We start from the raw sequence: 24,479 nt of genomic DNA on the forward strand, positions 1-24,479 counted from the left end.
GATCTACCAGGCCGTTGACGGGCGTGTCGTCGGAACGGGAGGGCAGCTCCGGTTGCGGTGCGTGACGGGATGGCGGTGAGTGGTAAAGGGCATCCACCCCGCCCCGGGCCGACTCCGGCCACACCACACCGTCATCACCGAACAGGAGCAAGCCGTTGCACCGCATGACCCGCTATTCCGTTCCCGCCGCCCTCTGCGCGACCCTGCTGACCGCGTCACCGGGTATCGCGGCAGTCGCCCGCGGCCCCGAGCAGCCGCCCCTCAGCGTCACAGGAGAAGCCGTCCCCGGCAGTGACGCGTTGCTCGCACAAGTCCAGTCGCTCGGCGCTGCCGCCGGGGTGCTGGAGCCCGTCACGGATCTGCTCTCGGCGGTGCTGAAGTCGCCGGACGGGAAGGTGTCAGCGGCTGAACTGGCTGCGGTCAAGGCGAAGATCGAACCTGCGTTCGCAGACCTGAAGAAGTCCGTCCCCGCCGCACAGACTCCGGCGAAGCCCGTCGTCAACGCCCCGGCGAAGCCCGCCAACCCGCCGGCCGACCCGGTGGCGAAGCCCCCGGTCGCGAAGCCGGCCGACCCGGTGGCGAAGCCCCCCGCTGCCGAGCCCGCGAAGCCCGCTGCGCCGATCGCCCAGCCCCCGGCCGCCACGCCCGCGAAGTCGCCCACCGTGCTTCCGGCGGCCGCCCCCGAGTCCGCCCGTGTCGAGCAGGCTTCCGCCGCGATCGACAAGCTCAAGGGCTCCGTCGACGGCCTGCTGATGGTCGCCGAGAAGGGCGCCACCACGGCCGACGCCAAGGCCAAGGCGAACATGGTCGTGACCGACCTCGGCACCGCCCTGGTCGCCCTGCTCAACGTCCACAAGGCCCCCATCGCCTGAGTGCGGTCCCGCACCGAGCCGTCCCCGGCGTCCCTCGGGCGCCGGGGACGGCTCGCGTCCGCCCTCTGCACCGCCGCAGCCGCCTCCCCGCGAACCAAGTGCGCGGTCGGCCGAGATCACCGAGCCCTAGAAGACTGATGAAGATGTTGGGTTCTGGCCCCGCCGCGTCAGCGGTGGGGCCAGACTCGTGTTGTGGTTCAAGGGGAGTGGGTCGGGGAGACGGTCGGACCTGATGTGTGGGCGACGTGCCGGGAGTTGATTCCGGCTGGGAGTGTGTTCGCGTTCCTGGCCGAGCACCGTGGCCGGTTGTTCCCCGCGGCGATGTTCGCGGACATGTATCCGTCGGCGAACGGGCGGCCGTCCATGCCGCCGCAGATTCTGGCCGCGGCGATCACATTGCAGGCCCTGCACGGCATGTCGGACTTCGAGACGGTCCAGGAACTGCGGTGTGACCTGCGGTGGAAGGCCGCGTGCGGGCTGGGACTGCATGACACCGCGTTCGACCCGTCGCTTCTGGCGTACTTCCGGCGCCGGCTGGCCCGCTCCACCAGCCCGAACCGGGCCTTCGAGGCCGTGCGGGAGGTCGTGAAGGCCACCGGTGTCCTCAGGGGCAAGCACCGGCGGGCACTGGACTCCACCGTGCTGGACGACGCGGTCGCCACCCAGGACACCGTCACCCAGATCATCGGCGCCATCCGGGTGGTGATCCGGGAAGTCCCCGGCGGCGCCGAGGCTGCCGCCGCGCAGTGCACCGCCCACGACTACACCGACCCGGGCAAACCCCGCATCACCTGGAACGATGCCCAGGCACGAGCCAACCTGGTCGACGCGCTCGTCGGCGACGCGGTCAGACTGCTCGGGCATCTGCCCGAGCAGGAACTGGGCGAGAAGGCAGCGAACGCGGTCGGCATCCTCGCGCTGGTCGCCGGGCAGGACGTGGAACCGGCCGAGGACTCCGACGGCCGTGACGGCCGCTGGCGCATCACCCAAGGGACCGCCCCGGACCGGATGATCTCCACCGTCGACCCCGAGTCCCGGCACATCCACAAGACCCGCTCCCATCAGCAGGACGGATACAAGGCCCACCTCGCCGTCGAGCCGGAGACCGGGTTATACACCGCCGTCGCCCTGCGGCCCGGGGCCGGGCCAGAGCACCACGAGGCAGCCGTCGGCCTTGAACTGCTGGCCGAGGAGGACACCCCGGTGGACGCCTTCGGTGACACCGCCTACTCCACCGGCGACGCCCGCCAGGCCCTCGAAGAGGCCGGACACCGGCTGTTCCTCAAACCCGCCCCGCTGCGGCCGGCCGTCCCAGACGGCTTCACCCTCGACGACTTCGCCATCGACACCTCGGCCGCCACCGTGACCTGCCCCCAAGGCCACACCGTCGGCCTGTCCGAGCCCGGCGGCCGCCACCACCAGCGCAGGGCCGTCTTCGGGAACGTGTGCACCCGATGCCCGCTGCGTGAGCAGTGCACCAAGGCCAAAGCCGGACGCGTCCTGACCATCCGCCCCCACCATAATCTCCAAGCCGCGGCCCGCCGCCAGGCCGCCACCGACCCCGCCTGGCAGGCCGACTACCGCCGCTGGCGGCCACCAGTCGAACGTGCCGTCGCCTGGCTCGTCCACCACGGCAACCGCCGACTCCGCTACCGGGGCACCATCAGCAACAACGCCTGGCTCCACACCCGAGCAGCCGCCCTCAACCTCCGCCGCCTGATCAACCTCGGACTCACTCACACAGGCGGCACCTGGCACCTCGCACCGGCCATCACATAACCAGAGGGGCCGCCCGGCCTACGGCCGGACGGCCCCTCAACAAGATCTTCATCAGTCTTCTAGGCCGTGTTTTAGAACTGGGGTCCGTGTCTCGCCTCGTGCCGTGATGATCTCGGTGTGGGGCGAGGGGATCTTTCAGACGATCAGTGGGCGGTGCTGGGGCCGTTGTTGCCGGTCGCGGGGCTGGGCAGGCCGTCGGTGCGCCGGCGGCGGTTGATCGATGGGATCCGCTGGCGGGTGCGGACCGGTGCCCCGTGGCGTGATCTGCCGGCGGAATACGGTCCGTGGCAGACGGTCTATGGGCTGTTCCGTCGCTGGCAGCGCAATGGCGTCTGGTCGTCGGTGCTGACCGCGTTGCAGGCCCGGGCGGATGCCGTCGGGCTGATCACCTGGGACGTGAACGCCGACTCCACGATCTGCCGGGCCCATCAACACGCGTCCGGCGCCCGTCGGGACGGTCAAGCCCAGAAGGAGCCGCCGGGCGGCCACCAGGCCGAACCGGACGATCATGGCCTGGGCCGGTCCCGCGGGGGCTGGACCACGAAGATCCACCTCGCCTGTGAGCAAGGCCAGCGGCCGTTATCGGTGCTGGTCACAGCCGGTCAGCGGGGAGATTGCCCGCAGTTCACGGCGGTGCTGGAAGCTATCCGGGTCCCTCGTCTCGGCCTGGGCCGGCCCCGGGTCCGCCCGTTGCGGGTGCGGGCCGACAAGGCCTACTCATCGCGCGCGAACCGTGCCTATCTACGGCGGCGCGGGATCCGCTGCACCATTCCGGAACCTGCCGATCAGGCCGGTCACCGTAAGCGCCGGGGAACAGTCGGCGGGCGGCCTCCGGCCTTCGACCGTGAGGACTACAAGGCCCGGCACGCGGTCGAGTGCGGCATCAACCGGCTGAAGAGGAACCGGGCGGTGGCCACCCGGTTCGACAAGCGCGGTCCGCTTCGAAGCCACCGTCCTCGTCGCCGCGATCAACGAATGGCTGTGACCTGCCGGGCGTGTCGGTCCCGCATGTCATTCTGGCCGCGATCAGGTCAGCGGGTTGAGGGGATGTGGTCCCTGGACGCAGGGAAGCCGATCACCGACTTGAAAAGCTGTGACGAGTTCGTGTTCGCCAACGCCGCGCAGAGCGCCGGAAACCCGGCGGGCCCCAACCCCGTCGGTTACAGCGGCGCGGAGAGTGCATACAGACCTATCTCAAGCGCAACGCCGACGACACCAAGACGCTCCACCTGCGGCCGAACACCCCGGCACCGAGGCCGGTCCTCGATGTCGAACTGGCAGAACACCCAGTCGATGCGGCCGTTCGGCGACTTCATCAAGGATCAGCGCTTGATGGAGGACGACGGCTACTGGGTCGACCTCGACGGATTCACCGCACCCACTCCGTAACCGGACCATGAGAAGTGCCCCCGGCCGTCTTCGGTTCCGGGGGGCACTTCTGTTTCACGGCGTCGCGGCCTCACAACCAGACAAGTCGCCCATCGACAACAGAACAGGGCGGATAGTCCCCTGTGCCGATCCTCGTCAGCATCTCCGCCACGGAGTCGAAGTAGTGGGCCAGTGACGGGTGCTCGCCGGTGGCCGTGGGCTCACCCACGAACCATTTGCCGATACGTCCGTCCGTCACATCGATGAACCGCCCCGTCCAGGCATCCTGATCGGACAGGAACGGGATCCACTCCTCGCGCCATTCGTCGCCACCGGACAAGGGGTGGTTGGCGTAGAGCTTCTCCATCGCCCGGATGCCCAGAAAGAAGCTCGCCTCGTCCGGGAACCCGGCGTAACCGCAGCAGGCGACGTCGTCGTCCACATCGTCCTCGGGGAGATCCAGGTTGTTCTGCAGCAGCCACACGCGCAGGTCCTGATGCAAGGAGACACCCATGCGCTCCTCGGCGGCCGCGAGTACCCGCTCCGGGGCCGGGCCGGGCAGGTCCGCGTGATCGGCCGGCGCATGTGCCCGGAGGAGATTCATGACGCGGGACCAGCTCTCCGCCACACTCATTCCCCGCTGCCCCTCTCTGCACGGATGCGCTATGCCACTCAACGGGCTCGCCCACTGTAACCGTCTAGCACTGCGGGCCGGTCGAAGCGCCCCCGCCGCTGCTGGAGCCTACGCTCTCTGCGGTTTGCGCCGCTTGCCCCATCTGCCATGCGGCCTGTTCCGGTCCTGGGCCGACATCACAGCGTCGAACTGGGCTTCGGTGGTTACTGCTCGTGGCTCAGGTGCGAGTGTGGTCGCAGCCGATCGCCACGGGACAGCCGATGCCCAGCCGGCCACGGGCATGGGTCTCTGAGGCTGACCCCGTGGAGTGGACACCCTGACAATGGATCTTGCTGGTCCAGGGAGGGATGTCCAGGCGGGACGCAGGTCTCCGTACTCAGACGGCCGCCGCCACGGCCAGCCGTCCTCGACCACGCAATGGGCCAGCCGCAGGCGTCCGGTCTCGGTCAGGGGTGCATTACGGTGGGGCACGAGGGCCTTTCTGGTCGCCGGTGCAGATGTCGCAATCCACACCAGGCCAGAAGGCCCTCACCCATTTCAAGATCTCTCAGCCGAGACCTGCATCACCCGTCCACAACCTCCCTGGACAGAACAGAACCCCCTGGCCACGAGGTTGAAGACTCAGGGAGGCTCAGAGCAACCCACGGGATGTCGCACAGTACTCCCCGGCAACCGGATGGATGAGGACCTCGTGGTCGCGTGCGTAGGCGGCGATGGCGTCGGTGGCCTGGAATTCGCCGCCGGCCGGGGAGGGCACCCCTCCTGGATGATTGGGAAGAGGGTGGGGTCGCCTGCCTCCTCGTCTCCCACCCACTGCCCGTCGTACGTTGCATGAGCCCCCGTGGCAAGGTCAACGAGACCGGTGGCGCCGAGGCCACCGCCAAGACCGGATGAGCCGGGACGGGTGCGCGAAGCCCTGCCCTTTCCCCGAAGCCTTCTCAGGACGCCAGCTCGTGATAGTGGTCGTCGCGGCCCGAGGTCACGGTGCCGCCGTCGCCGTCGCTCGTCGGTACCTCCCCCGCTGGCAGGTCCCTCAATTTGGACACCTGGACGGAATCCACCCGAGGCCCGGTCAGAGCACGGGGCACTGCCCAGTCGCGCAGTCCGTTGTCGGACCCGTCCCCTTGCTGCACGCCGAACTGGTCCGCAGTGAACTCGGAGCAGGTCATGGTCAGCAGTCGGGCGGTCCAGCTGTTCACCGCCTCCACCGCGAGGATGTTTTCCGGGGCCGGCGAGCAGGCGGACAGACCACCGGTCGTCAGCGGCACCGTGATGGTCGTTCCGAGCCGGGAGTGGCGGCGACGAGCAACCGGGTTCACGGTCTCGGCCCGAGCTCGTCGGGGGCCCACGGCAGATACCCGCCTCACCACGAGTTCGCCTCTGCCTCGAACCTCTCCAGGCACGCCTCCCCGGACGTGGAGGCATGGCTCGCGAAGAACCCGCACGTCCACTTCCGCGAAACCCTTCACCCGGACCACCCCACCGAAGTGACGCAATCAGGATCACGAGACACTAGTTCGCGCACTCGACCCAAATCGGGAGTTCGACGAGCCCGTTCATGACCGCAGTATCGTGGAAACGCAGCTCTGACGGCTCCACGGTCAGGCCGAAACTCGTCGTTCCCGAGAGGAATACGCGCAGGGCCTGCGCCGCGATGAGCCGCGTGACCGGAATGCCCAGGCACGAGTGCTTCCCACGGCCGAACGTCAGGTACTCGAAATCCCGGCCGCGCGTGGGGTCGAACCTGTGGGCGTCGGGAAGCACGGACGTGTCCCTGTTGCAGACGTCCACCCCGATGACGAGCAGGGTGCCGGCGGGAACCGCGTACCCGCCGATCACGGACGACTCCTTCGACATCCGGTAGATCCCCCGCGCGATCGGGCTCGCGTACCGCTGCACCTCATGGACGAGGCCGGGCAGCAGCGTCTCGTCGTCGCGCACGAGGCTTTGGGTCTTCGGGTCCTGCGCCAGGCAGAGGATGCCGTTCGTGATCAGCGCCGCCAGCACCTCGACGCCCGACAGCGCGAGCAGCCGGGTGTTCGCCGCGACCTGCCGGTCGTCGAGGGAGGGGAGCTCCGCCATCAGGTCCGACACGAGGTCGTCGGCGGGGCGGGCCCGCCTGTCGCGCACCCAGTCGACGAGGGTGGCGTCGAGCTCGCGGACCGGGTATCCCCCGTACACCGCGGCCCGCAGGGCCGAGACGAGCTTCTCGTCGAGTCCGAGCAGGCGCGACATCACGCTGTCGGCGATGGGCACGCCGATCGACGCGACCGCGTCGAGCCTCCCCAGCGCGAGGGCGCTCTCGACCACCTGCCGCACGTCCTGGACCAGCTGGTCCGAGACGTCGCGCACGCGGGTGTCGATGACCCTCCGGAGCGCGCGCCGCACGCGGCGGTGCTCCTCCCCGTCGGTCTGGTTGACCGCGAAGACCTCCTCGGACGCCGCGTGCGGATGCGAGCCGTCCGGATGCGCCTCGTCCGGCTCGTCGAAGACGCTCGCCATCAGTTCGCCCGCGCTGCCGTAGGTCTCCACGTCGGACAGGATGCGGGTGGCTTCGCGGTGATCGTTGACGAGCAGGCCCAGCCCGGCCGTCCCCATGCGCATGGGGACGACAGGCCCGGGCTGCTCCCCCGGCCCTCGCGACACGGTCCGCTCGTCGAGCGTCCTGCGGAAGAGGATGTGGCCTTCAGACACACCAGACTCCTTGTCTCACGGCGATGCCCACGGCGTGGTCGCCGGCACGAAAGACGAGGTCGTGCAGTTCGAGGGCGTCCAGGCTGGCCGCCTCGGCGGGGGTGAGCGTACGCCCCCAGCGGCCTTCGTCGAGGATGGCCGCCGCCGGTTCCGAGCGGTCGACGTCGATGCGGCGGCGCTCCCCGTGGCGGGTGTCCTCGACGGCCAGGAACGTCGGACCGCGCCGGACGACGAGGGCCCTTCCCTCCTGCGCCGACCACGCGAAGGAGCCGTCCGGCCGCCGCGGCGGGTCGAGGTGGCGCAGGCCCCCGACCTCCAGGGTGCCGCAGTCGCCGCTCCACGAGACCCGCAGGCCGACCCCGCGGGCGTCACGGAGCAGCGCGATCAGGGAGACGAGTTCGTCGTCGCCCATCTCCTGCAGGGCGAAGTGACCGGTCAGTCTGATCCCGGCGTATCCCGACCGGGTCAGGGCGACGAGGTCCTGCCTGCTCCGCACCGAGTGGAGGTCCACCGGCGCGAAGAGCCTCCGCCGGTTCGACCGCCGCTCTGCTGTCTGCTTCGTCACCAACGCAATCCCGTCGCGAGCGCCAGATAGGTCGAGTCCTCATGGAAGACGATGCCGAGCTCCGTCCAGTTCTCGACGAGCTCTTCGAGCTGACCTTCCCGCAGGTCGATCTCGAGCGAGCGCATCGCGGAGGCGAGCGCGGGAAGCGTCTTGCCCTTCGCCAGCGCCCGGTACGCCTCGGCTTCGAGCCCCGGCCGGAACACCAGCTCACGGGAGGGCCAGGCGGGCCGGTCGTCGATGACGACGAGCGAGTCGTCCGGCGACGGCAGGGTGACCAGCCGGGAGACCGAGGCGGTGTCCTTCCAGCTCGCGACCGCTTCGCGCAGCAGCTGGTTCGTCGCGGGAGAGAGGCCGGCGGGCGCGGACTCGAACACGTAGACGAGGTCGTCGAGGCCCTCCGCCACCCCCTCGTAGGCGCTCACCAGGTTGAGCGAGGGGCCGAGCGCCTGCAGACCGAGGGCGGGATCGTCGAAGTAGGGGCTGAAGCGTTCCAGCTTGATCGGGAACGCCCCGGCGGGCGGCGTCAGGTGGTGGAGGGACGGGAGCGAGGCGATCAGCGCCTCGTAGTCGCTGTCCTGCTCCCCGGGGAAGCCCACGAGGATGTTCCACGAGGGGTAGATCCTGCAGGTGGCGCAGTCGCGCAGGAACCGCACGTTCTGCCATCCGGTCACCCCCTTGCGCATGATCCGCAGGATGGGCGTGCACAGGCTCTCGACACCCGGCTGCAGCTGTGTGAAGCCGGCGCGCGCGAGGGACTCCAGCTGACTGAAGTTGAGGTTCGACTTCACCTCGGCGAACAGCCGGACGTCCCACTCGGCGGGCAGCGCCAGATCCGAGGTCAGCTGCACGACGTGCTCGGGCGCCAGGATGTTGTCGGAGAACACCAGGTCGAGCACGTTGTGCCGGCGGATGGCCCGGCCGGCCTCCGCCCGCACGCGCTCGGCGGGCTTCGCCCGATGGGTCATGGCCGACCCGTTCAGGCCGCAGAACGTGCAGTGGTGCTTCGCGCCCCACCAGCAGCCGCGGCTGGCCTCGAGCGGGATCTTGACGTCGATGAACGGCGCGGCCGGGGACTTCCCCAGATCGCGGAAGTAGTGGTCGTAGGTGGGCTCCGGCACCACGTTCATCGAGACGGGCGTCCGCCCGATGGGGTTGCTGACCGTGGTTCCGTCGGCGTCGGACCGCCAGCACAGGCCGGGCACGACACGGAGCAGTTCCTCGTCCTTCTTCCCGTCACCGCTGCGGCATTCCGCGATGTGGGCGATGAGCGGCGCGATCGAGTGCTCCGCCTCCCCCCGGATCACGTAGTCGAACTCCGGGCGGGCGCGGTGGACCGCCGTGCCCTGGACGCCGTCGCAGTTCGCCCCGCCGAGGATCGTCACGACGTCCGGCCGCAGCTGCTTGACGCGGTGCGCGAGCGCGAACGAGGCGATGTTCTGGTCGAAGGTCGTCGTCAGCCCCAGGACGTCGGCGTCCGAGGCCACGAGGTCCCGGGCCAGCTCGTCGATGAAGGCGGGCGCCGCGCGGAACATCGCGCAGTAGGCGTCGACGTGCTCGCTGTCGCGTATGAGGTCGTAGAAGCTCGTGCTCCGTGGGTCGACACCGGGGCGGAAACAGCTGGAGAAGACCCATTCGCCGACCCCGAACACTTCGGCGTCGACGATCAGCTCGTAGTGCCCGCGTTCGAGGCCCGCCTCCCGGACCAGGTGGTCGAGCCACCGGATGTTGCCGTAGACGACGTCGAGCTTCTCGACCTCTGCGCGCCGCTCGAACAGCGGGGCGACCGTGCTCAGCGCCAAGGAGGGCATGTCGACCACGGCCCAGGGCATGCAGACCAGCGCGACCGAGAGGGAGTCCTCATGTACGACCGGGGGGGAGAGATTCAGCACCGGTTGTTCGTGCCCGATCTGCATCAGTTCCACTTCGGCTCCTCATCGATCAGGGGCATTGGCCGAGACGGGCTGTTTCAGGATTCCTCCGGGGCGGCGGCCTGCTCGCTCCCGGTGCTCACCCGCGTCCCGCGGATGAGCACCGGGAGCCACAGGAGACACGCCAGCAGGGGGACCGCGGCGTAGACGGCCATGCCCACGCTGGAGCCCAGTCCGCCCATGAGCGCGCCGAGGACGAGATAGCCGATGCCGATGAGCACCGACTCCACGAACGCGATCATCGACAGCAGGCCCGCCCGGTGGCGCGAGGGCACCGCCTCGTTGAACACGTTGTCCACGAGCACGGCGGTGATCTCGGGGATTCCGACCAGGAGCAGGAACGCGGCGATGGTGACCCAGACGAGGCCGAGGCCGGTCAGGCCGAGGGCCGCGGCGAGCGCCAGGAGCGACAACGGGGCGATGATCCGGTACCCGATGCGCCGGTCGGCGCGGTCCGACAGCAGGGGAGTGAGGCCGCCGATGAAGAATCCCGCCGAGATGACCACACTGACCAGCGCGGTGCTCGCACCCTGATCGGAGAGCGTCTTCTGGGTGAAGATGATGTAGGGCGTCAGCGTCGCGTGCATCAGTCCGGACACCACGACGAGCGTCACGAGCGCCGGCGTGGCGACCCGGAGCATGGCCCGCCAGGCCGTGGTGTCGCCGTGCTCCTTCCCGGCGCCGTCCTGCTCGTCCACCGCGTCCGCGCCGCGGATCTCGGGCACCCGGGCCAGCAGCACCAGCACGGCCACGACGAGGCACGACGCCGAGGCGGTGTAGACGATTCCCCAGGAGAACCGCTGAAGCTGGCCGCCGAGGATGATGGCGGCCCCCGAGGTGACCGTCCCGAGCATGGTGAACCGGGACCTGATCCTGACGTAGCCGCTCGTCGCGCCGCGGCGCACGAGCAGGTCGTACAGCAGGGCGGTGTCCGAACCCGACACGCAGGCCATGCCCACGCCCTGGCCGATGAACAGCGCCAGGAAGAGCCAGTAGTCGGAGGTCGCCACCTGACCGAGCAGACATCCGGCCACCAGCACCTGGCCGATCACGATGCTGGCACGCCTGCCGATCCGGTCGGCGATGATGCCCGTGGGCAGCTCCGCGAGTCCGCTGACCAGGAAGAGCAAGGTCTGGAGGAGGGCCACCTGCGCGGCGGAGAAGCCTTGCTGGTAGAGGAAGATGACGAACACGCCGCGCTGGAACATCGAGTTGGAGAGCACGGCGTAGATGTAGAACGGGCGCGTGACGTCGCGTGCCACGTCGGCCGCCGCCGATCCGTCAAGGGCCTCTGTGGTGCCGGTCATGCTGCGGGTCCCCCCTGGTGACTCCGGTGGTCAAGGACGTTCTCCACCATCACGGGCGGATTCGGCTCCTGCTCGGTCGCGTTCACTTACCAGCTCACCGGCATGCCCTTGAGGCCGTACCCGAGACCGTCGTCCATGAACGGGAGGCTGTCGAGGTCGACGGCCAGGGCCAGGGTGGGGATGCGCCGGAACAGGGCGGTGAACACGACCTGGAGCTCCAGGCGGGCCAGCGGCTGGCCGGTGCACTTGTGCACACCGAACCCGAAGGCGAGCTGCTGGCCGGCGTCGCGGCGCAGGTCCAGCTTCTCCGGGTCGGGGAACACGCTCGCGTCGCGGTTGCCGATCTCCTCCGGGAGGATCAGGCCCTCGCCGGCGCGGATCAGCTGTCCGGCGATCTCGATGTCCTCCACGGCCACGCGGCGGCGGCCGGGCTGGACGGTGGTCAGGTACCGCAGCAGCTCGTCGACGGCCCCGTCCACTCCGGCCTCGTCGGCGTCCCGCAGCACGGCGATCTGGTCGGGATGGAGCAGGAGGGCCAGCGTGCCCAGAGCGATCATGCTGGCCGTGGTCTCGTGCCCGGAAATCAGCAGGAACAGGACCAGCATCACCAGTTCGTGCCGGTTCAGCTGGCCTGTGGCCAGCCGTTCGGTGGCGAGCTGGGACAGCAGGCCGTCATCGGGGTGGGCGAGCTTGTGGCCGATCAGCTTGGCCAAGTAGTGGTACAGCTCGCGTTCGGACTTGCTCGCGACGTCGGCCGGGACGTCGCTCTCGGTCACCGCCCTGATGGCGCGGTGGAAGAAGTCGTGGTGCTGGTAGGGGACGCCCAGCACGTGGCAGATGACCCTGGACGGGATCGGCAGGGCGAACTCCGACACGAAGTCCGCGGGCTTCGGGCCGGCCAGCAGGGCGTCGATGCGCTCGTCGACGACCTGCTGGATCGTCGGCCGCAGCTTCTCGACCATGCGGGGGGTGAACGGCCGGGCGATCATCCGGCGCAGCCGGAGGTGCTCGGGGCCCTCCATGGCGGTCAGGAACTGGCCCTCGCCGTGGTGGTCGCGCAGGAACTGGGTGTGGAACGGGTAGCCCGGCTGCATCCAGTCCGCGCTGACCCGGCGGTCCGACAGCAGCGCGCACTGTTCCGCGTGCCGGGTCACCAGCCACGGGGTGCTGCCGTCCCACAGCCGGACCCGGACCAGCGGCGCCCGTTCCTGCAGCTCGGCGAGCCCGGGTGCCGGATCCAGCGGGCAGCCGGACGCCCGGGGCATCGGAAAGTACGGGATTGCCGTGGATTCCAGCTCGGGAACGTTGGCCTGCGAAGACGTCACAATCCTAGCTCCGTTCCGAACGTCCCATAACGGAAGAAACATCAACATGGGGGGCCGATGCCGGCTGAAGGGTGTGATCACCGAATCGGCTTCCGCAGCCAGCGGATTCCGGTGCTCGTTCTTTTGCGCCACAGAGTGGAAAACCGGCCATGTCCGGCCTCCCCGTTTGGCAGTATTCCGGACCCGAAGCACCCTACCCAGCATTGATCAAGCCCCACAAGAGGCAGGAAGACACCGCATCCGCCGGCCGGCGGAGAGCCGGAGCGCGTGCCCGGAGCGGGACTTCAGCCGTGTGAAATCGCCCAGATCGCTCGGACTGCTGGTGGTTGCCGCACCTTGGGGCGCCCTCCATCCAGAGTGGGTGGATACTCCCTCTCACTCCGCCGCGACAAGGTTTCTGGCCAGGGAATTCGCGGCCCAAGGCGTTGGCGGGCGCGGGAGAAGCGGAATCCAACGGACGGCGGCGGTCCCTCCGTCCGCCGCCGGGAAGCGGCTTCGGACGCCGTGCCGGGCCATGTATGCACGCACCATTGACAGGACCTCAAGAACTGGGTGGGATGAAGAGGTTGGTGCCAGTCCAGGTGAAGAAGGGACAACGATGATGCAGGAACTGCAGGACAGTCCGGTGATCGCGATGACCGAGGCCGAGCCGGACATGGTGCTTTTCACCGATGGCGAGGGGTTCGACCTCGTCGACGACGTGGAGCTCATCTCCCTGTCGTCGGCCACACTCGGTGCCATCGTCGCGCGGCGCTGCTAATCACATCCGATGGCGACTCCGAAACGACTGGCCCTCTCGTTCGCCGGGGAGGGCCAGGTGTCGGTCCGGACGTCCACGCGGAATGTTCGCGTGACGCTGGGTCGGCCCCTGATCAATTCCGACACCAATTCCCCTTTCTTCGTCCCTCTCGGACTTCTCTGCATCGCCTCTCCCCTGAGGGCGCACGGCCACCCCACCGTCGTCGTCGACCTGGAGTACGAGCACCGGATCGGCGTCTTCGAACCGAGTGACGCCGACTGGCTCGACCAGACCTGTGAGCGTCTGCTCGCCGCCGACCCCGACGTGCTCGGCCTCACCTGCCTCGCGGACACCCTCCCGTCGTGCCTCCTCATCGGGCGCCGGGTCAAGCAGCTCCGGCCCGGTGTCACGGTGGTGCTCGGCGGACCCGGGACGTTCGGCGTCTTCCCCGACGCCCTCCCGCGCTTCGCCGACTGCGTCGACTTCGTGTGCCGCGGCGAGGGAGAGCTCGCGATCACCGCTCTCGCGGACGCCCTCGCCGACGGGACCGATCCCGCCGAGGTGCGCGGCTTCTGGTCGTGCGTGGACGGCCAGGTGGTGTCCAGCGGGCCGCAGCCGACCACGAACCTGAACCTCGTGCCGATGCCGGCGTACGACGCCGTCCCGATGGGCGACTACATCCGGCTCTCGACCCCGCACATCTTCGATGTGCACATCGGCTCCGGGTGCACCTATTCGTGCAAGTTCTGCATGACGTCGACGTTCTGGGACCGCGACTTCCGGATCAAGGACCCCGCGGTCATCCTCGAAGAGCTGCGGTTCCTGCACCGCACCTACGGGGTCACCCAGTTCAACTTCCTGCACGACAATTTCGCCAACAAGCGCACGTACCTCGACGAGTTCGTCTCCTATTTCGCGGAGCACAACGACATCTTCGAGTGGGGCTGCGCGGTCCGGCCGGACAACGTCAATCCGTCCCTTCTGCGGCGGATGGCCGACGCGGGGTGCTTCAACATCTTCTGCGGCACGGACGCGGGATCGGAGAAGATCCTCAAGTCCATGCTGAAGATGCCCTCGACCAAGCGGACCTACGAGTTCTTCCGGTCCGCCCAGGAAGTCGGCATCCAGTTCGAGACGAACACGATTGTCGGTTACCCGGAAGAAGCCGCCGAGGACCTGGAGAAGTCCCTGGAGGTCGTGTTCGACGCGATCGCCTACGGGGCTGTCAACAGCGACCTCAGCGTGCTCCAGCCGCTCCCCGGCGCCGAGATCACCGGTGAGTACCGGGCCGAACTCGAACCGCTCAAGGGCGAACTCGACGTCATGGGGACCTTCCTCCCGCCGGACGTCCGCGCGCTCATCAAGGAAGAAGCCGAGATCTTCACCGGCTTCAGCTTCATCCGCAGCGGAAACCGGGAATACGAGTACTACCAGGATGTGCTGCGCCTTTCCAGGTATTTCACGCGCCGCTACTACCACCTGCTGCGGTTCCTGAAGCAGGGCGCGGGGCTCACGTACGTGGAAGTCATCGACGCACTCCTGGAGCGGTCCGACATGCCGGTCGAGGACGCGCTCGGTGAGATCCTGGCGAAGCTGGACGGCGCGCACGCGCGCACCGCCAGGGCGCTGTTCACGTACGACTCGATGCTCGCGGGGTTCCGTGGCGACGAGGTCGAGGAAGAACTCGTCAACGTGTACCGGCGGCCCGCCGTCGTGGGGGAGAAGCCGCATTTCCTGACCGCGGACCTCGACGTCGACGTCGTCGCGATGGTCTCCGACCCGCGGGAGATCACCTGGGAGCCGGAGCTGGACCGTCCGACCGTCGTGGTCGTGTACCGCGCGAGCGAGGCGGAGGTGTCGACCCTCCGTCTGACGCCGGGGCAGGCCAAGATGTTCAAGGCGCTCATGCCGCGCGGGAGCGAGGAGCGCGAGGCACTCCTCGCCCAGGTCGCCCCCGGACGGCTGCGCGAGGTCGCCACGGCGGTGGCGGGACTGTGCGCCCGGATCGACGCCTCGCCGGACGCCCCCGGGCGGACTCCGCCGGTGGCCGACAGCCCCCTCCCGGCCACGTGAGCGCCCCGCGCCCCGTCGTCGTCGAGGTGGACGACGACCCGATCCGGTGGCACGGACCCACGGGAGGCGACTACCTGAGCCGCTGGTTCGCCTCGGCGAGCCAGCACAGCAGGCTCGACCTCCTGTGGTGCACGGACGACGGACTCAGCCAGCACTACCGCGTCCAGCGGGACGCGTCCTTCTCCGACGGGAGCCCGGTGCGTGCGAGCGATCACGCCCGGGCGATCCGGACCGCGCTCACGGTGCCGTCGCTCCAGCGGTTCCTGATCGACATCCGCACGGTCCACACCTCGAAGGACACGCTGGTCATCGAGCTTCGCCGCCCGGCGCCGCACCTCCCCGGCCTGCTCCAGAGCGTCGACCTCGCTCCGGTCTCGCCGTGCGGACAGCTGTCCTCGGGCGCGTACGAGCGTGCCGTGCGCACCTCCGACGACGAGTACTGGCTCGAACCCGTCAGGGCCGGCACGCCCCCCGTGCAGGTGCTCGTGCGCCGGGATCCGCACGGCGCCCCAGAGCGGTTCCGGCGGGGCGAGGCCGACGTGACGTGCGCGACGGCGTTTCCGCTCGACCGCGTTCCGGACTTCGCGGACAGCGGGGCGTTCCACACGGCACCGACCGGGATCGAGATGTGCCTGGAGGCCGTCCCCGGCAGCCGGTCGGCGGTGGGCGACCCGGAGTTCCGCCGCAGGCTCCTCGGCGCGCTCCGCTACGACCGCCTGGTCGCCCGGTGCTGGAACGGCGTGGAGTCGGCGGCGCCCGACCACCACGTCGAGGCTCCGCCCAGCACCGCCGGCACCGGTGAACGCCTGCGCCTGGGGTACTGGGACTACTACCCCAACCTGGACGTGGCCGAAGAGGTCGCGGCCCAGCTGAACGAGAACCTCGGCGTCGAGGTCGAGCTGGCACCCGCCGACTTCGTCTCGGGCTCGGCCCAGTCCTTCGACCTGCTCCTCGCCCTGCGGGGCCCGCTCTTCGAGGATCCGATCGGAGCCCTGGACCTGCTCGACCCGGCACGCCGCGATCCGGTCCTCGCGCCGCTGCTGCGCCGGCTGTCCGAGGACCCGGACGACGAGGAAGCGGCCGACGAGCTGCGGCGAGCGGCGCGCGAGCAGTGCCCGGTCCTGCCGCTGCTGCGGCTCCGGGGCCACTGGCTGCAGCGAGAGGCACTGGCGGGCCGGCCCTGGCCGCCGATGGACGCCGTGCGCTTTCCCCGGTTCAGCTGGAGCGCCGGTTCTCCATGACCCCTGGCAAACGGTGATCTCGCTATGAAGGAAGGCCAGGGATGGCTGACGGAAGCGACCGCTACGTGCTCTCGCCTGCGGCGACCTGGTCCCGCGACGGCGACGAGCTGCGCGTCTTCTCCGACGAGGTACTGCTGGTCCGGCGCTGCCCCGAAGCGATGTTCGCATGGCTCGAAGCGGTCTCCGACGACCCGCTCGGCCTCCCGGTGCCGAGGGGAGGGAACACGGACGCCATCGTGCGCACGCTCCTTCGGCTCCGCCTCGTCGTCGCACCGTTCGACCGCTCGTGGGAGTCGTCCGCCTGGCGGAACCAGGTCGAGTACTTCGCGGCCCTGGGCCTGGACGCCGGCGCCGCACAGGAACGGCTGCGCGCGGCGCACGTGACCGTTCTCGGCGTCGGCGGCATCGGCGGCGCGGTGCTGGCCGAGCTCGTGGGTGCGGGCGTGGGCGGACTCACGCTCGTGGACGGCGACCGGGTCGCGCTGGAGAACCTCAACCGCCAGTACCTCTACCGACGTTGTGACGTCGGACGGGCAAAGGTCGATGTGGCCCGCGAGTGGGTGCGTGAGCGCCTCCCCGAAGCGGAGCCGACCGCTGCCATGGAGACCATCATGACCAGCGAGGCGCTGGTGCCGTACCTGCGCGAAGGCGGGTTCCTCGTCGTGGCGGCCGACCGTCCCGCGTCGCTGCCGGAAGTGTGCGCCCAGGCGTGTCTGGAGCGCGGAGTGTCGATGATGACGGGTGGCTGCGGCCTCCGGGTGGGGTCGAGCGGCCCGCTGATCCGGCCCGCCGACGTCCCGGCCTTCCTCGCGTCGCTCCAGGAGGCGAAGGCCGTGGCCGGAACCGCGGTCACGCCGATGGCGGCCTCGTTCGGCCCGGTCAATACGCTGGTGGGCGCGACGATGGGCCGTGATCTCATCTTCGGCATAATCGGTGTGAGCGCCCGGACGACTTCGCATCGCGTCGAGCTGCTGGGGACGGCTTTGACCCGAGAGTGCGGAAGGTGAGCTCTGGCCTCGATCTTTCGTGAGGGCCCGTCAGCTTTTCGGCGGACCTTTCGGTTTGTTCGGGTGGGGTTCTCGGTGTGCGCCCGGGTTGAGGGCCTGGCTGTCTCGTCGGGTGGGTGCCGGGTTCCACTGCTCAGGCCGCGGGATGCCGCGTTCCGCGGCGATGGGGTGACGCAGGAGCTGACCTGTGGCCGACAGGCTGAGGATTGTCTGGACGCCCACCCTCGGGTAGGCCCTGTTCTCCCGAAGCTACGGCGAAGTGACAAGTCCGTTTTGGAGCTGTGCGTCTACAGCCAGCTCAAGTCCTGCTCGGCCTCCGAGGTCGCCGCGGTGATCGAGGGCGTGCTACGGCACTGCACGGACGCGGAGATCGACCGGCAGTACACCGACACGCACGGTGCCTCCATCGTCGGCTTCGCCTTCGCCCACATGCTCGGCTTCAACCTGCTGCCCCGGCTGAAGAACGTCGGCTCCGCCCGCCTGTACCGGCCGGCGGCCGGACAGGACGAGACGTGGCCGAACCTGGCGTCGGTACTGTCGACCAAGACGATCGACTGGGACCTGATCCGCCAGCAGTACGACCAGATCGTGAAGTACACCACCGCCCTTCGCCTGGGCACCGCCGAAGCCGAACAAGTCCTGCGGCGCTTCACCCGCGGCGGGCCCAAAACCCCACCTACCGCGCGATCGAGGAACTCGGGCGTGCGGTGCGCACGGCGTTCATCTGCGACTACCTCACCGACGCGGAGCTACGCCGCGAGATCAACGACGGGCTCCAGGTCGTGGAGAACGGGAACAGTGCCCAACCACGACCTGTTCTACGGCAAGGACGGTGACCTGAGCGGCTCCGACAAGGAGTCCCAGGAGGTCTCCATGCCGGCGCTGCACCTGCTCCAGTCAGCGCTGGTGCACGTCAACACCCTGCTCCTCCAAGACATCCTGAGCAAGGAGAAGTGGCAGAAGCGGCTCACCGATGCCGACCGGAGGGCCCTGTCCCCGCTGTTCTGGACCCATGTGAACCCCTACGGCCGGTTCGAGCTGGACATGACCAACAGGCTCGAACCTGGTCCGCTCGCGGCGCCCCCAGCCCAGCGGACGGACGAACGTCAGACGGCAACCATCCAGGGAATCGCCGGGGCGCTTGAAAAACGGCCGTTCGGCACCGACGTCCGTCGGAGCCGGCCGTCGAGCGTGACTGGCGGTGGCCCCACGACTTGCGAATATTCGAGCGGGAGAGGGAACAGGGCAGCCTCGGCCGCCCAGTTGCTCAGTGCAGTCCGCTGTAGGCGGCCATGATGATCTCCATGCCGCGGTTGTCCTCCTGCCGGTCCCGGTCGATCATCTGGTTCATGGCGTAAGCCACCGTCATGCGCGAGCCCGGGTCGCTCATGACCAGTGAGCCGCCCCATCCGCCCCATCCGAAGGTGTTACCGAACTTGCCGAAACCAGCGGTCCAGGACATCGGCGTCCGCAGGACACGGTCCTCACCGTGGAACAACTCCTGCCACGCGGGCTCGCAACCCTGAGGGGACAGCAGTCGCACACCGCCGGCCGAACCCTGGTTTGCCAGTACCGACTGGACGAGGGCGACGGACCGGGCGTTGCCGAAGCCGTTTACCGCTGGGATCTGCGCACGGCGCCAGGCCACAGAGTTGGCGTCCTTGACCTGGACCAGGACACCGGTGTACTCCCGGCGTACGCCGTCCGGTCCGGGTGGCGCACTGGAGGCGTACTCGTCGGTCAGTGACGGGGGCGGGATGAGCGGTGCGACACGGGAGTCATGTTCCGCAGAGAGCCCGATGTGGAAATCCGCGCCCAGCGGCTTGGCGACTTCATCGGCGAAGAAGTCACCAAGGCTGCGGCCGGTGATGCGACGGACGATCTCACCCACAAGGAAGCCGAAAGTGAGCGCGTGATAGCCGGCCGCCGCTCCCGGCTCCCATTCGGGCGCCTGCGCGGCCAGCCCCGCCGTTGTTCCCGCCCAGTCGTAGAGCTCCTCGACCGCGGTCGGTCCGGTCAGGTCAGGCAGCCCTGCGGTGTGTGACAGCACGTGCCGTACCAGCAGGTCCTCTTTGCCGGCCGAAGCGAACTCGGGCCAGTAGGCGGCGACCGGCGCGGACAGATCGAGCTCGCCCCGGTCGGCCAGGACGAGCGCGCACAGTGCAGTCATGTTCTTGCTCGTCGAGTTCACGCCGACGATGGTGTCGCGCTCCCAGCTGACGGAACGGTCCGCGTCGGCGTACCCGCCCCAGATGTCAACCACCGGCTCGCCGTCAATGTAGACGGCCGCTGACGCGCCCACGTCGTCCTTGCTGAGCAAAGTCGCCAGTGCATCCCGGACCGCGGCAAACCGCGGCTCGCAGAATCCCTCAATTTCAGTCATGGGTGTCAGCCTCAGGTAAGGCCAGGGCTCCGGCCCGATAATTCCCGTACCGGTTTTGTCGGGCGGGACTCGATCAAGTCTTCTCTACTTCCAGCACGGCGGCCGGATGGTCGCGCGGTCGGGCCGCCGGCCCTCAGCGGACCGCTCCTGCCCTCGCCCCGCAGTCGGCGGATGACCCGGGCGGTGGCCCCAGATCGCAGCGCCGATGGCCGGCAGGGCGCCGCGGCGGCGGGCGACTCCGGCTTGGGCTCGGGTGCCGACCGCTGTGGCTTCTGCGGCTGCGTGCGGCTGTTTGGCAGGGTGGGCGCTCCTGAGGTGGAGACGCAAGAAGAAAGGACGGAGACACGTGCTGGAGCGGCTGAATCAGGCGCTGGACCACCTGGAAGCCTGCCTCGACCGGGAGGTCGACATGGCCGAGGCAGCCCGGATCGCCGCGGTGTCGGAGCACCACTTCCGGCGGCTGTTCTCCGCGCTCGCCGGGATGCCGCTCCCGGTCTACGTGCGGCGGCGGCGAATGACACTCGCCGGGGCCGAGGTGCTCGCCGGGGACCTGACGCTGCTCGATATCGCAGTGCGGTACGGGTACAGCTCGGGCGAGGCGTTCGCCCGGGCGTTCCGATCGGTGCACGGCATCGGGCCGGGCGAGGCCCGGCGCACGGGTGCGATGCTCACGGCGCAGTCGCGCATGTCCTTCCGTGTCGTCGTCGAAGGGAGTACGGCCATGCGCTACCGCATCGTGGAGAAGGAGTCGTTCCGGGTCGTCGGCAAGAAGGCCAGGCTCCCGCTCGTACACGAGGGGCTCAACGCAGCCGCCGCGGCGCACGCGGAAAGCCTGGACAAGCAGGCAATCGTACGGATGAAAGAGCTGACCGGCCAAGAGCCGGACGGGATTCTGTCCGCGGTGGTGTACCTGACCGACAGCCGGGAGGAGGGCGCCGAGGCAGACTACTGGATCGGTGTGGTGACCGGTCCCGATGTGGCAGCCGAGGAGCTCGACGCTCTCGACGTGCCTGCCGGGACGTGGGCGGTCTTTGACAACCACGGACCGTATCCGAGCGCCCTCCAGGAACTGTGGCGGGACGTGTTCACGCAGTGGTTCCCCTCGAATCCGTACGTGAGCCGGCCGGGGCCGGAGCTGCTGCGGACGCAGCCGGTCGAGATCGGCGCCGAGACCGACTCCCAGCTGTGGATCCCGGTTGAGCGGGGCAGCTGGAGCGCTGAGGCGCGAACGCCCGCCGGGATGCCGGGCCGGGGCCGGCACATTTGACGCTCATGGACCTTGACGATTTATTGCGGTGCTTGGCTGAGGCTGACTCCGGGAAGCTGCGCCCCGAATTATGCGGCACGCGCTCTGCCTGATCGCCTTCGCCCAGCACGACCGGGTTGCCGTGCGGGAGGCGGTTACCAAGGCGATGATCACGTTCAACAGGCTGCCATCGAACAGCAGCTGAAGACGATCGCACGCCTGGGCGCGTTCGACGTGTTCGTGGACGCCCTGGATGAGACGGTGTGCCAACAGATCGGCACCTACGTCGAGCGCAGGCGAGCCCTCCCCACCGACGCCTCCGGGTTCCTGGACCCCGCAATGGCTTCTGTGCTTGCTCTGGCCGGGGTTGACGCTTTTCGAGACCGCATCCCTGCCTTGGGCAGTAAGTTCGCACAGCTGTACCCGACCCAGCAGGCCACTGTCATCCAGCGGCGGCCCTCCGCCTACTTCACCGACTTCCTGGCGCCCATCCTGGCCTCGGCCGGCGGCTGGCGCATCGCCGAGAGCCTCACCGCGATGACGGTGATCCCGTGCGCACGCCTGATCCAGCCCGAGCAGCTAAACGGCATCCTGACCGCATGGGCTGAGAACGCGCAGTGCCGAAGAGGCGTCAGGGATGACTCAAATCGCGGTCACCTTCTGGATGCACGCCACTCAGCTCCAGTCTCATCCGGCATGGACAGCATTCGTCAGGCGGGTGCGAGAGCTTGCGACCGATCCGCAGTGGTTCCAGTACGAGGAGCTGGCTGCCGTGATCGACTACAAGGAGGTCACCACCGCCTCGTAGGGGCGTGCGCCCTTGGGGACCCCCGTACAGCCGCTGGCGCTTAGAACGATCACGGGATCTAACTGCGGGTCTCCGTGTTCGGGTGGGACTGGGCCTGGAGGCGTTCGCGGAGGTCGATCTCCTCGGGGGTGAGCGGGTCCTCGGGCCGGCGGATGCGTACAGGCTTGGGCCGCAGGGACAGGCCGTCATCCGCCGTGGCGGCCTCGGCTTCCGCGAGCACCCGGTAGAGCGAGGCGACCGACGGGGACTTGCCCGTGTTCTTCCCGGTCTTGATGGTCAGCTTCTGGCGATCTCGGGGACGGGGACGCCCTTGTCCTTGAGCGCGACGGCGAAGGTGAGCATGTCGTCGTCGATGACCTTCGGGCGTCCGCCGTGGTTGCCCTTGGAGCGGCGATGACCTGGCCTTCGAGGGTCTTCTCCCGGATGTGGTTGCGCTCGATCTGCCCGGCGACGGCGAGCACGGCGAAGAACATGGCGCCCATGCCGTTGGGGTCGTAGATGCCGGTGAGCGGTCCGGTGAGGAGTTCGAGCTGGATGCCGCCGGCCTGGAGCTCGGCGGACAGCGTCATCAGCTCGGCCGCGTTCCTGGCGAGGCGCTTGAGCTCGTGGACGGTGAGGATGACGGGCGTCTCAGGTGCGGCCTCCTTGAACTGGTGGGCCAAGGCGAGCGCCTTCTCCAGCTCGGGCCGGATCTTCACGCGGGTACTGATCTGCTCCTGAAAGACCTTGTGGCACTGGGCACGGTGGAGTGCTTCGAGCTGGCTCGCCAGCTCCTGCCGGGCCGTCGACGTCCTGGCGTACCCGATGCGGACCGGGCGCTCGGTGCGGGGCGCGGGCACGACGGCGAGCGCCGGGCCCTGCTTCCACACGCGGGCACGGGGTGGCGGTCGGTGGGGACGAGGACTTCGAGTTCCCCGCGGAGCGCGGGGACGAGGACGAAGCGGGGGGGTGTGGTACTTCGCGGCGGTCTTCCCGCCGCGGGTGCGACAGGCGGAGCCGGCAGGCGCGTCACAGTTCGGGCATTCGTGACGCTCTACCGCCAATGCGGCCCGATCGCGTGTGAGATCGATCCGGGAAGTCTCTCAGAAGCGCCTCGCACAGCGTGCGGGTTTCGACGACCGCGATCTGCGTGGCCAAGTCGACGTACTCCTGGCCGCGGTAGCCGGGATGACGGCGGAGTTCTTCGATCTCGACTCGGAAGCCTGGGTGCCACTCCACTGGGCAGCCAGTACGCACAGCCGCGGCCTCGACTGTCGTATCCCGGTAGCAGGGGTCCAGAACCAGCGCCTCCACATGGCCGCGCAGCCGGACCGGCCCGTGCACCTGCGCCTCAATGTAGTCGTCGAGCTCATCCTGATGGTCGGCCAGGGCAAGCTCAATGAGTCCCATGCGGGCCGCAACACCGAAATCTGAAGGTTTGAGGAAACTATCCGGGTAGCAGAACGTGGTCCGCGCGAGCGTTTCGGCAGTCAGCCGGAAGTGGGCGGACCCGAACCGCGGCGCCGCGCCGACCGGATTGCGACGGAAGTTCAACGCCCCGTAGACAGGTCGTTCATCCGCGGTCCCTTCGTCATAAGCCCCGCCGAAGATCCGGCTCTCCCAGCGCCACCGATCGCCACCTGGATGCGCGGTCAGTCCACCGTTGCTGGTCCCTGTGACGAACTGCGAGCGGTAGGTGCCGTCCTCAGCCATGGCGTCCAGGATCGGCTTGGCGTGCAACAAACGGTCCGGGTGGAAGTTCAAGGTCACCCGCAGCGCCGAGTCCATCGCCGGTGTCTCCGGATCGCGCAGCGGGCGCAGGGCTCCGGCGGCCGGGGTGGAGGCGGTGAAGCTGTAGCGGCCGAGCACGTTGAGGTTGCGGTGCTTGAGCGGGGAGAGCCGGGCAATGTCCTCGTCCCGCAGCTCGTGGCCCTCGGCGTGGAGCTGGGCGGCGGCGTCGATGTACTTCGTGGTCCAGAGCACGATGGCGTTGAGGACGAGGCCGAGCGCGCCGAGCTGGTGCTCCATGCCGTCGCTGTACGCCTGGTGGATGGTGCCGCGCTTGCCGTGGCACACGTCATGGGCCGGCTTGTGCCGGGACTCCTGCACGGTGAGCTGCCGGTTCGTCTGACGGCGGTAGGTGTCATCCACCGGGTCGGCCATCCGCATCAGGTGCTCGGTCTTGGCGATCCGACCGTACTCCGCGAACGCCTGCCCCAGCGGCGTGGGGTGACCCTCGCGGCCGAACATCCGCAGCAGGTCGTAGACCCGGACCTGATCGGTGACCAGGGAGCCCGCGACCCGGAGCATGTCAGGCCACCACGTCTCGATCTTCTTCAGGTTGACGCGGTTGCGGGCGAGCGGCTCCAGCACCCCGTACGCGCCCGTCTCCACCCCGGGCATCGTGGGCCGCCGGAACTGCTGGTCGTCCAGGTCCTTGAAGCGGGGGCTGACGTTGTAGCCCAGGATCTTGAAGATCCCGAACACGATGTCGGAGTAGGAGGCGTTGTCGGTGGCCGACCCCGGACTCG

The 24,479-nt window shown here is 69.0% G+C and carries 21 protein-coding genes and 3 pseudogenes; 11 read left to right on the forward strand and 13 right to left on the reverse strand.

Features of this window, described 5'->3' with window-relative positions; genetic code table 11:
• Positions 1-164: 164 nt before the first annotated feature.
• The 4 genes from BX286_RS00585 (at position 165) to BX286_RS37200 (ending at position 4,040) form a co-directional block, all read left to right on the forward strand.
• On the forward strand, positions 165-872 hold the full coding sequence (locus BX286_RS00585; RefSeq protein ID WP_100862005.1) for a hypothetical protein: 708 nt from the start codon (positions 165-167) through the stop codon (positions 870-872).
• Between the two features lie 234 nt (positions 873-1,106).
• Entirely contained in the window at positions 1,107-2,651 is a 1,545-nt protein-coding gene (locus BX286_RS00590; RefSeq protein WP_121014297.1) for an IS1182 family transposase, read from the forward strand.
• Between the two features lie 117 nt (positions 2,652-2,768).
• Positions 2,769-3,636 (forward strand): IS5 family transposase gene (locus BX286_RS00595; RefSeq protein WP_187344052.1). Its coding sequence is split into 2 segments (ribosomal slippage): positions 2,769-3,589 and positions 3,588-3,636, totalling 870 coding nucleotides; the frame shifts between segments, so codons are not numbered across the junction.
• A 281-nt stretch (positions 3,637-3,917) separates the two neighbouring features.
• The gene (locus BX286_RS37200; RefSeq protein WP_257790377.1) at positions 3,918-4,040 is read left to right on the forward strand and encodes a hypothetical protein; all 123 of its coding nucleotides are present in this window, start codon (positions 3,918-3,920) and stop codon (positions 4,038-4,040) included.
• 70 nt (positions 4,041-4,110) lie between these two features.
• Here BX286_RS37200 and BX286_RS00605 read toward each other — a convergent pair whose 3' ends face one another.
• From BX286_RS00605 to BX286_RS00640, 8 genes and pseudogenes are all read right to left on the reverse strand, one after another.
• Entirely contained in the window at positions 4,111-4,653 is a 543-nt protein-coding gene (locus BX286_RS00605) for an SMI1/KNR4 family protein (protein ID WP_121014298.1), read from the reverse strand.
• A gap of 375 nt (positions 4,654-5,028) precedes the next feature.
• Positions 5,029-5,124 (reverse strand): annotated as a pseudogene (locus BX286_RS00610) (IS481 family transposase); the annotation flags it as partial.
• 467 nt (positions 5,125-5,591) lie between these two features.
• Positions 5,592-5,921 carry a hypothetical protein gene (locus tag BX286_RS00615; protein WP_121014299.1) on the reverse strand — a complete coding sequence of 110 codons (330 nt, stop codon included), beginning with the start codon at positions 5,919-5,921 and terminating at the stop codon, positions 5,592-5,594.
• 244 nt (positions 5,922-6,165) lie between these two features.
• A complete protein-coding gene (locus tag BX286_RS00620; protein ID WP_148710232.1) occupies positions 6,166-7,347 on the reverse strand; it encodes a cytochrome P450 in 1,182 nt (393 codons plus the stop codon).
• Positions 7,340-7,912: a DUF5825 family protein gene (locus BX286_RS00625; protein WP_148710233.1), complete on the reverse strand. Its 573-nt coding sequence runs from the start codon at positions 7,910-7,912 to the stop codon at positions 7,340-7,342. The genes BX286_RS00620 and BX286_RS00625 overlap by 8 nt, the downstream gene beginning before the upstream one ends.
• Entirely contained in the window at positions 7,909-9,825 is a 1,917-nt protein-coding gene (locus BX286_RS00630; protein ID WP_261993601.1) for a RiPP maturation radical SAM C-methyltransferase, read from the reverse strand. The genes BX286_RS00625 and BX286_RS00630 overlap by 4 nt, the downstream gene beginning before the upstream one ends.
• 53 nt (positions 9,826-9,878) lie before the next feature.
• On the reverse strand, positions 9,879-11,147 hold the full coding sequence (locus tag BX286_RS00635) for an MFS transporter (RefSeq protein ID WP_185117132.1): 1,269 nt from the start codon (positions 11,145-11,147) through the stop codon (positions 9,879-9,881).
• An 86-nt stretch (positions 11,148-11,233) separates the two neighbouring features.
• Entirely contained in the window at positions 11,234-12,472 is a 1,239-nt protein-coding gene (locus BX286_RS00640) for a cytochrome P450 (RefSeq protein ID WP_398897968.1), read from the reverse strand.
• 598 nt (positions 12,473-13,070) lie between these two features.
• On the opposite strand from BX286_RS00640, the gene BX286_RS36265 reads away from it, so the two are divergent.
• The 6 genes and pseudogenes from BX286_RS36265 to BX286_RS37980 all read left to right on the forward strand — a co-directional run bounded on the left by BX286_RS36265 (position 13,071) and on the right by BX286_RS37980 (position 18,828).
• Positions 13,071-13,232 carry a hypothetical protein gene (locus BX286_RS36265; protein ID WP_159036654.1) on the forward strand — a complete coding sequence of 54 codons (162 nt, stop codon included), beginning with the start codon at positions 13,071-13,073 and terminating at the stop codon, positions 13,230-13,232.
• Positions 13,233-13,322: 90 nt separating this feature from the next.
• The gene (locus BX286_RS00645; RefSeq protein WP_159036655.1) at positions 13,323-15,284 is read left to right on the forward strand and encodes a B12-binding domain-containing radical SAM protein; all 1,962 of its coding nucleotides are present in this window, start codon (positions 13,323-13,325) and stop codon (positions 15,282-15,284) included.
• Entirely contained in the window at positions 15,281-16,525 is a 1,245-nt protein-coding gene (locus tag BX286_RS00650; RefSeq protein WP_121014304.1) for a hypothetical protein, read from the forward strand. The genes BX286_RS00645 and BX286_RS00650 overlap by 4 nt, the downstream gene beginning before the upstream one ends.
• A gap of 41 nt (positions 16,526-16,566) precedes the next feature.
• Entirely contained in the window at positions 16,567-17,532 is a 966-nt protein-coding gene (locus BX286_RS00655; protein ID WP_100862013.1) for a ThiF family adenylyltransferase, read from the forward strand.
• Positions 17,533-17,862: 330 nt separating this feature from the next.
• Positions 17,863-18,368, forward strand: a pseudogene (locus BX286_RS37975) (Tn3 family transposase).
• Positions 18,331-18,828 carry a Tn3 family transposase gene (locus tag BX286_RS37980; protein ID WP_398897972.1) on the forward strand — a complete coding sequence of 166 codons (498 nt, stop codon included), beginning with the start codon at positions 18,331-18,333 and terminating at the stop codon, positions 18,826-18,828. The pseudogene BX286_RS37975 and the gene BX286_RS37980 overlap by 38 nt, the downstream one beginning before the upstream one ends.
• Here the strand turns inward: BX286_RS37980 and BX286_RS00665 are convergent.
• Positions 18,800-19,915 carry a serine hydrolase domain-containing protein gene (locus BX286_RS00665; RefSeq protein WP_079431410.1) on the reverse strand — a complete coding sequence of 372 codons (1,116 nt, stop codon included), beginning with the start codon at positions 19,913-19,915 and terminating at the stop codon, positions 18,800-18,802. The genes BX286_RS37980 and BX286_RS00665 overlap by 29 nt on opposite strands.
• 346 nt (positions 19,916-20,261) lie before the next feature.
• On the opposite strand from BX286_RS00665, the gene BX286_RS00670 reads away from it, so the two are divergent.
• A complete protein-coding gene (locus BX286_RS00670) occupies positions 20,262-21,182 on the forward strand; it encodes an AraC family transcriptional regulator (protein ID WP_121014305.1) in 921 nt (306 codons plus the stop codon).
• Between the two features lie 845 nt (positions 21,183-22,027).
• On the opposite strand, the gene BX286_RS36955 is transcribed toward BX286_RS00670, so the two are convergent.
• The 4 genes and pseudogenes from BX286_RS36955 to BX286_RS00685 all read right to left on the reverse strand — a co-directional run.
• Positions 22,028-22,189, reverse strand: coding sequence for a hypothetical protein (locus BX286_RS36955; RefSeq protein WP_222842045.1), 162 nt, complete (start codon positions 22,187-22,189; stop codon positions 22,028-22,030).
• A complete protein-coding gene (locus BX286_RS00675; protein WP_222842046.1) occupies positions 22,155-22,838 on the reverse strand; it encodes a recombinase family protein in 684 nt (227 codons plus the stop codon). The genes BX286_RS36955 and BX286_RS00675 overlap by 35 nt, the downstream gene beginning before the upstream one ends.
• Positions 22,839-22,977: 139 nt before the next feature.
• Positions 22,978-23,736 carry a DUF3626 domain-containing protein gene (locus BX286_RS00680; RefSeq protein WP_187344262.1) on the reverse strand — a complete coding sequence of 253 codons (759 nt, stop codon included), beginning with the start codon at positions 23,734-23,736 and terminating at the stop codon, positions 22,978-22,980.
• Positions 23,731-24,465: pseudogene (locus BX286_RS00685) on the reverse strand (Tn3 family transposase); the annotation flags it as partial. The pseudogene BX286_RS00685 and the gene BX286_RS00680, both read right to left, overlap by 6 nt.
• Between the last annotated feature and the right edge of the window lie 14 nt (positions 24,466-24,479).

This window comes from Streptomyces sp. 3211.6, assembly GCF_003634815.1.
Classification (GTDB): domain Bacteria; phylum Actinomycetota; class Actinomycetes; order Streptomycetales; family Streptomycetaceae; genus Streptomyces; species Streptomyces katrae_A.

Bases quoted from the DNA above. Each gene is read 5' to 3' on its own strand.
- BX286_RS00630 (WP_261993601.1), bottom strand. From the start codon at position 9,825: ATGCAGATCGGGCACGAACAACCGGTGCTGAATCTCTCCCCCCCGGTC.
- BX286_RS00655 (WP_100862013.1), top strand. From the start codon at position 16,567: ATGGCTGACGGAAGCGACCGCTACGTGCTCTCGCCTGCGGCGACCTGG.
- BX286_RS37200 (WP_257790377.1), top strand. From the start codon at position 3,918: ATGTCGAACTGGCAGAACACCCAGTCGATGCGGCCGTTCGGCGACTTC.
- BX286_RS00665 (WP_079431410.1), bottom strand. From the start codon at position 19,915: ATGACTGAAATTGAGGGATTCTGCGAGCCGCGGTTTGCCGCGGTCCGG.
- BX286_RS00605 (WP_121014298.1), bottom strand. From the start codon at position 4,653: ATGAGTGTGGCGGAGAGCTGGTCCCGCGTCATGAATCTCCTCCGGGCA.
- BX286_RS00680 (WP_187344262.1), bottom strand. From the start codon at position 23,736: ATGGACTCGGCGCTGCGGGTGACCTTGAACTTCCACCCGGACCGTTTG.
- BX286_RS36265 (WP_159036654.1), top strand. From the start codon at position 13,071: ATGATGCAGGAACTGCAGGACAGTCCGGTGATCGCGATGACCGAGGCC.
- BX286_RS00635 (WP_185117132.1), bottom strand. From the start codon at position 11,147: ATGACCGGCACCACAGAGGCCCTTGACGGATCGGCGGCGGCCGACGTG.
- BX286_RS00585 (WP_100862005.1), top strand. From the start codon at position 165: ATGACCCGCTATTCCGTTCCCGCCGCCCTCTGCGCGACCCTGCTGACC.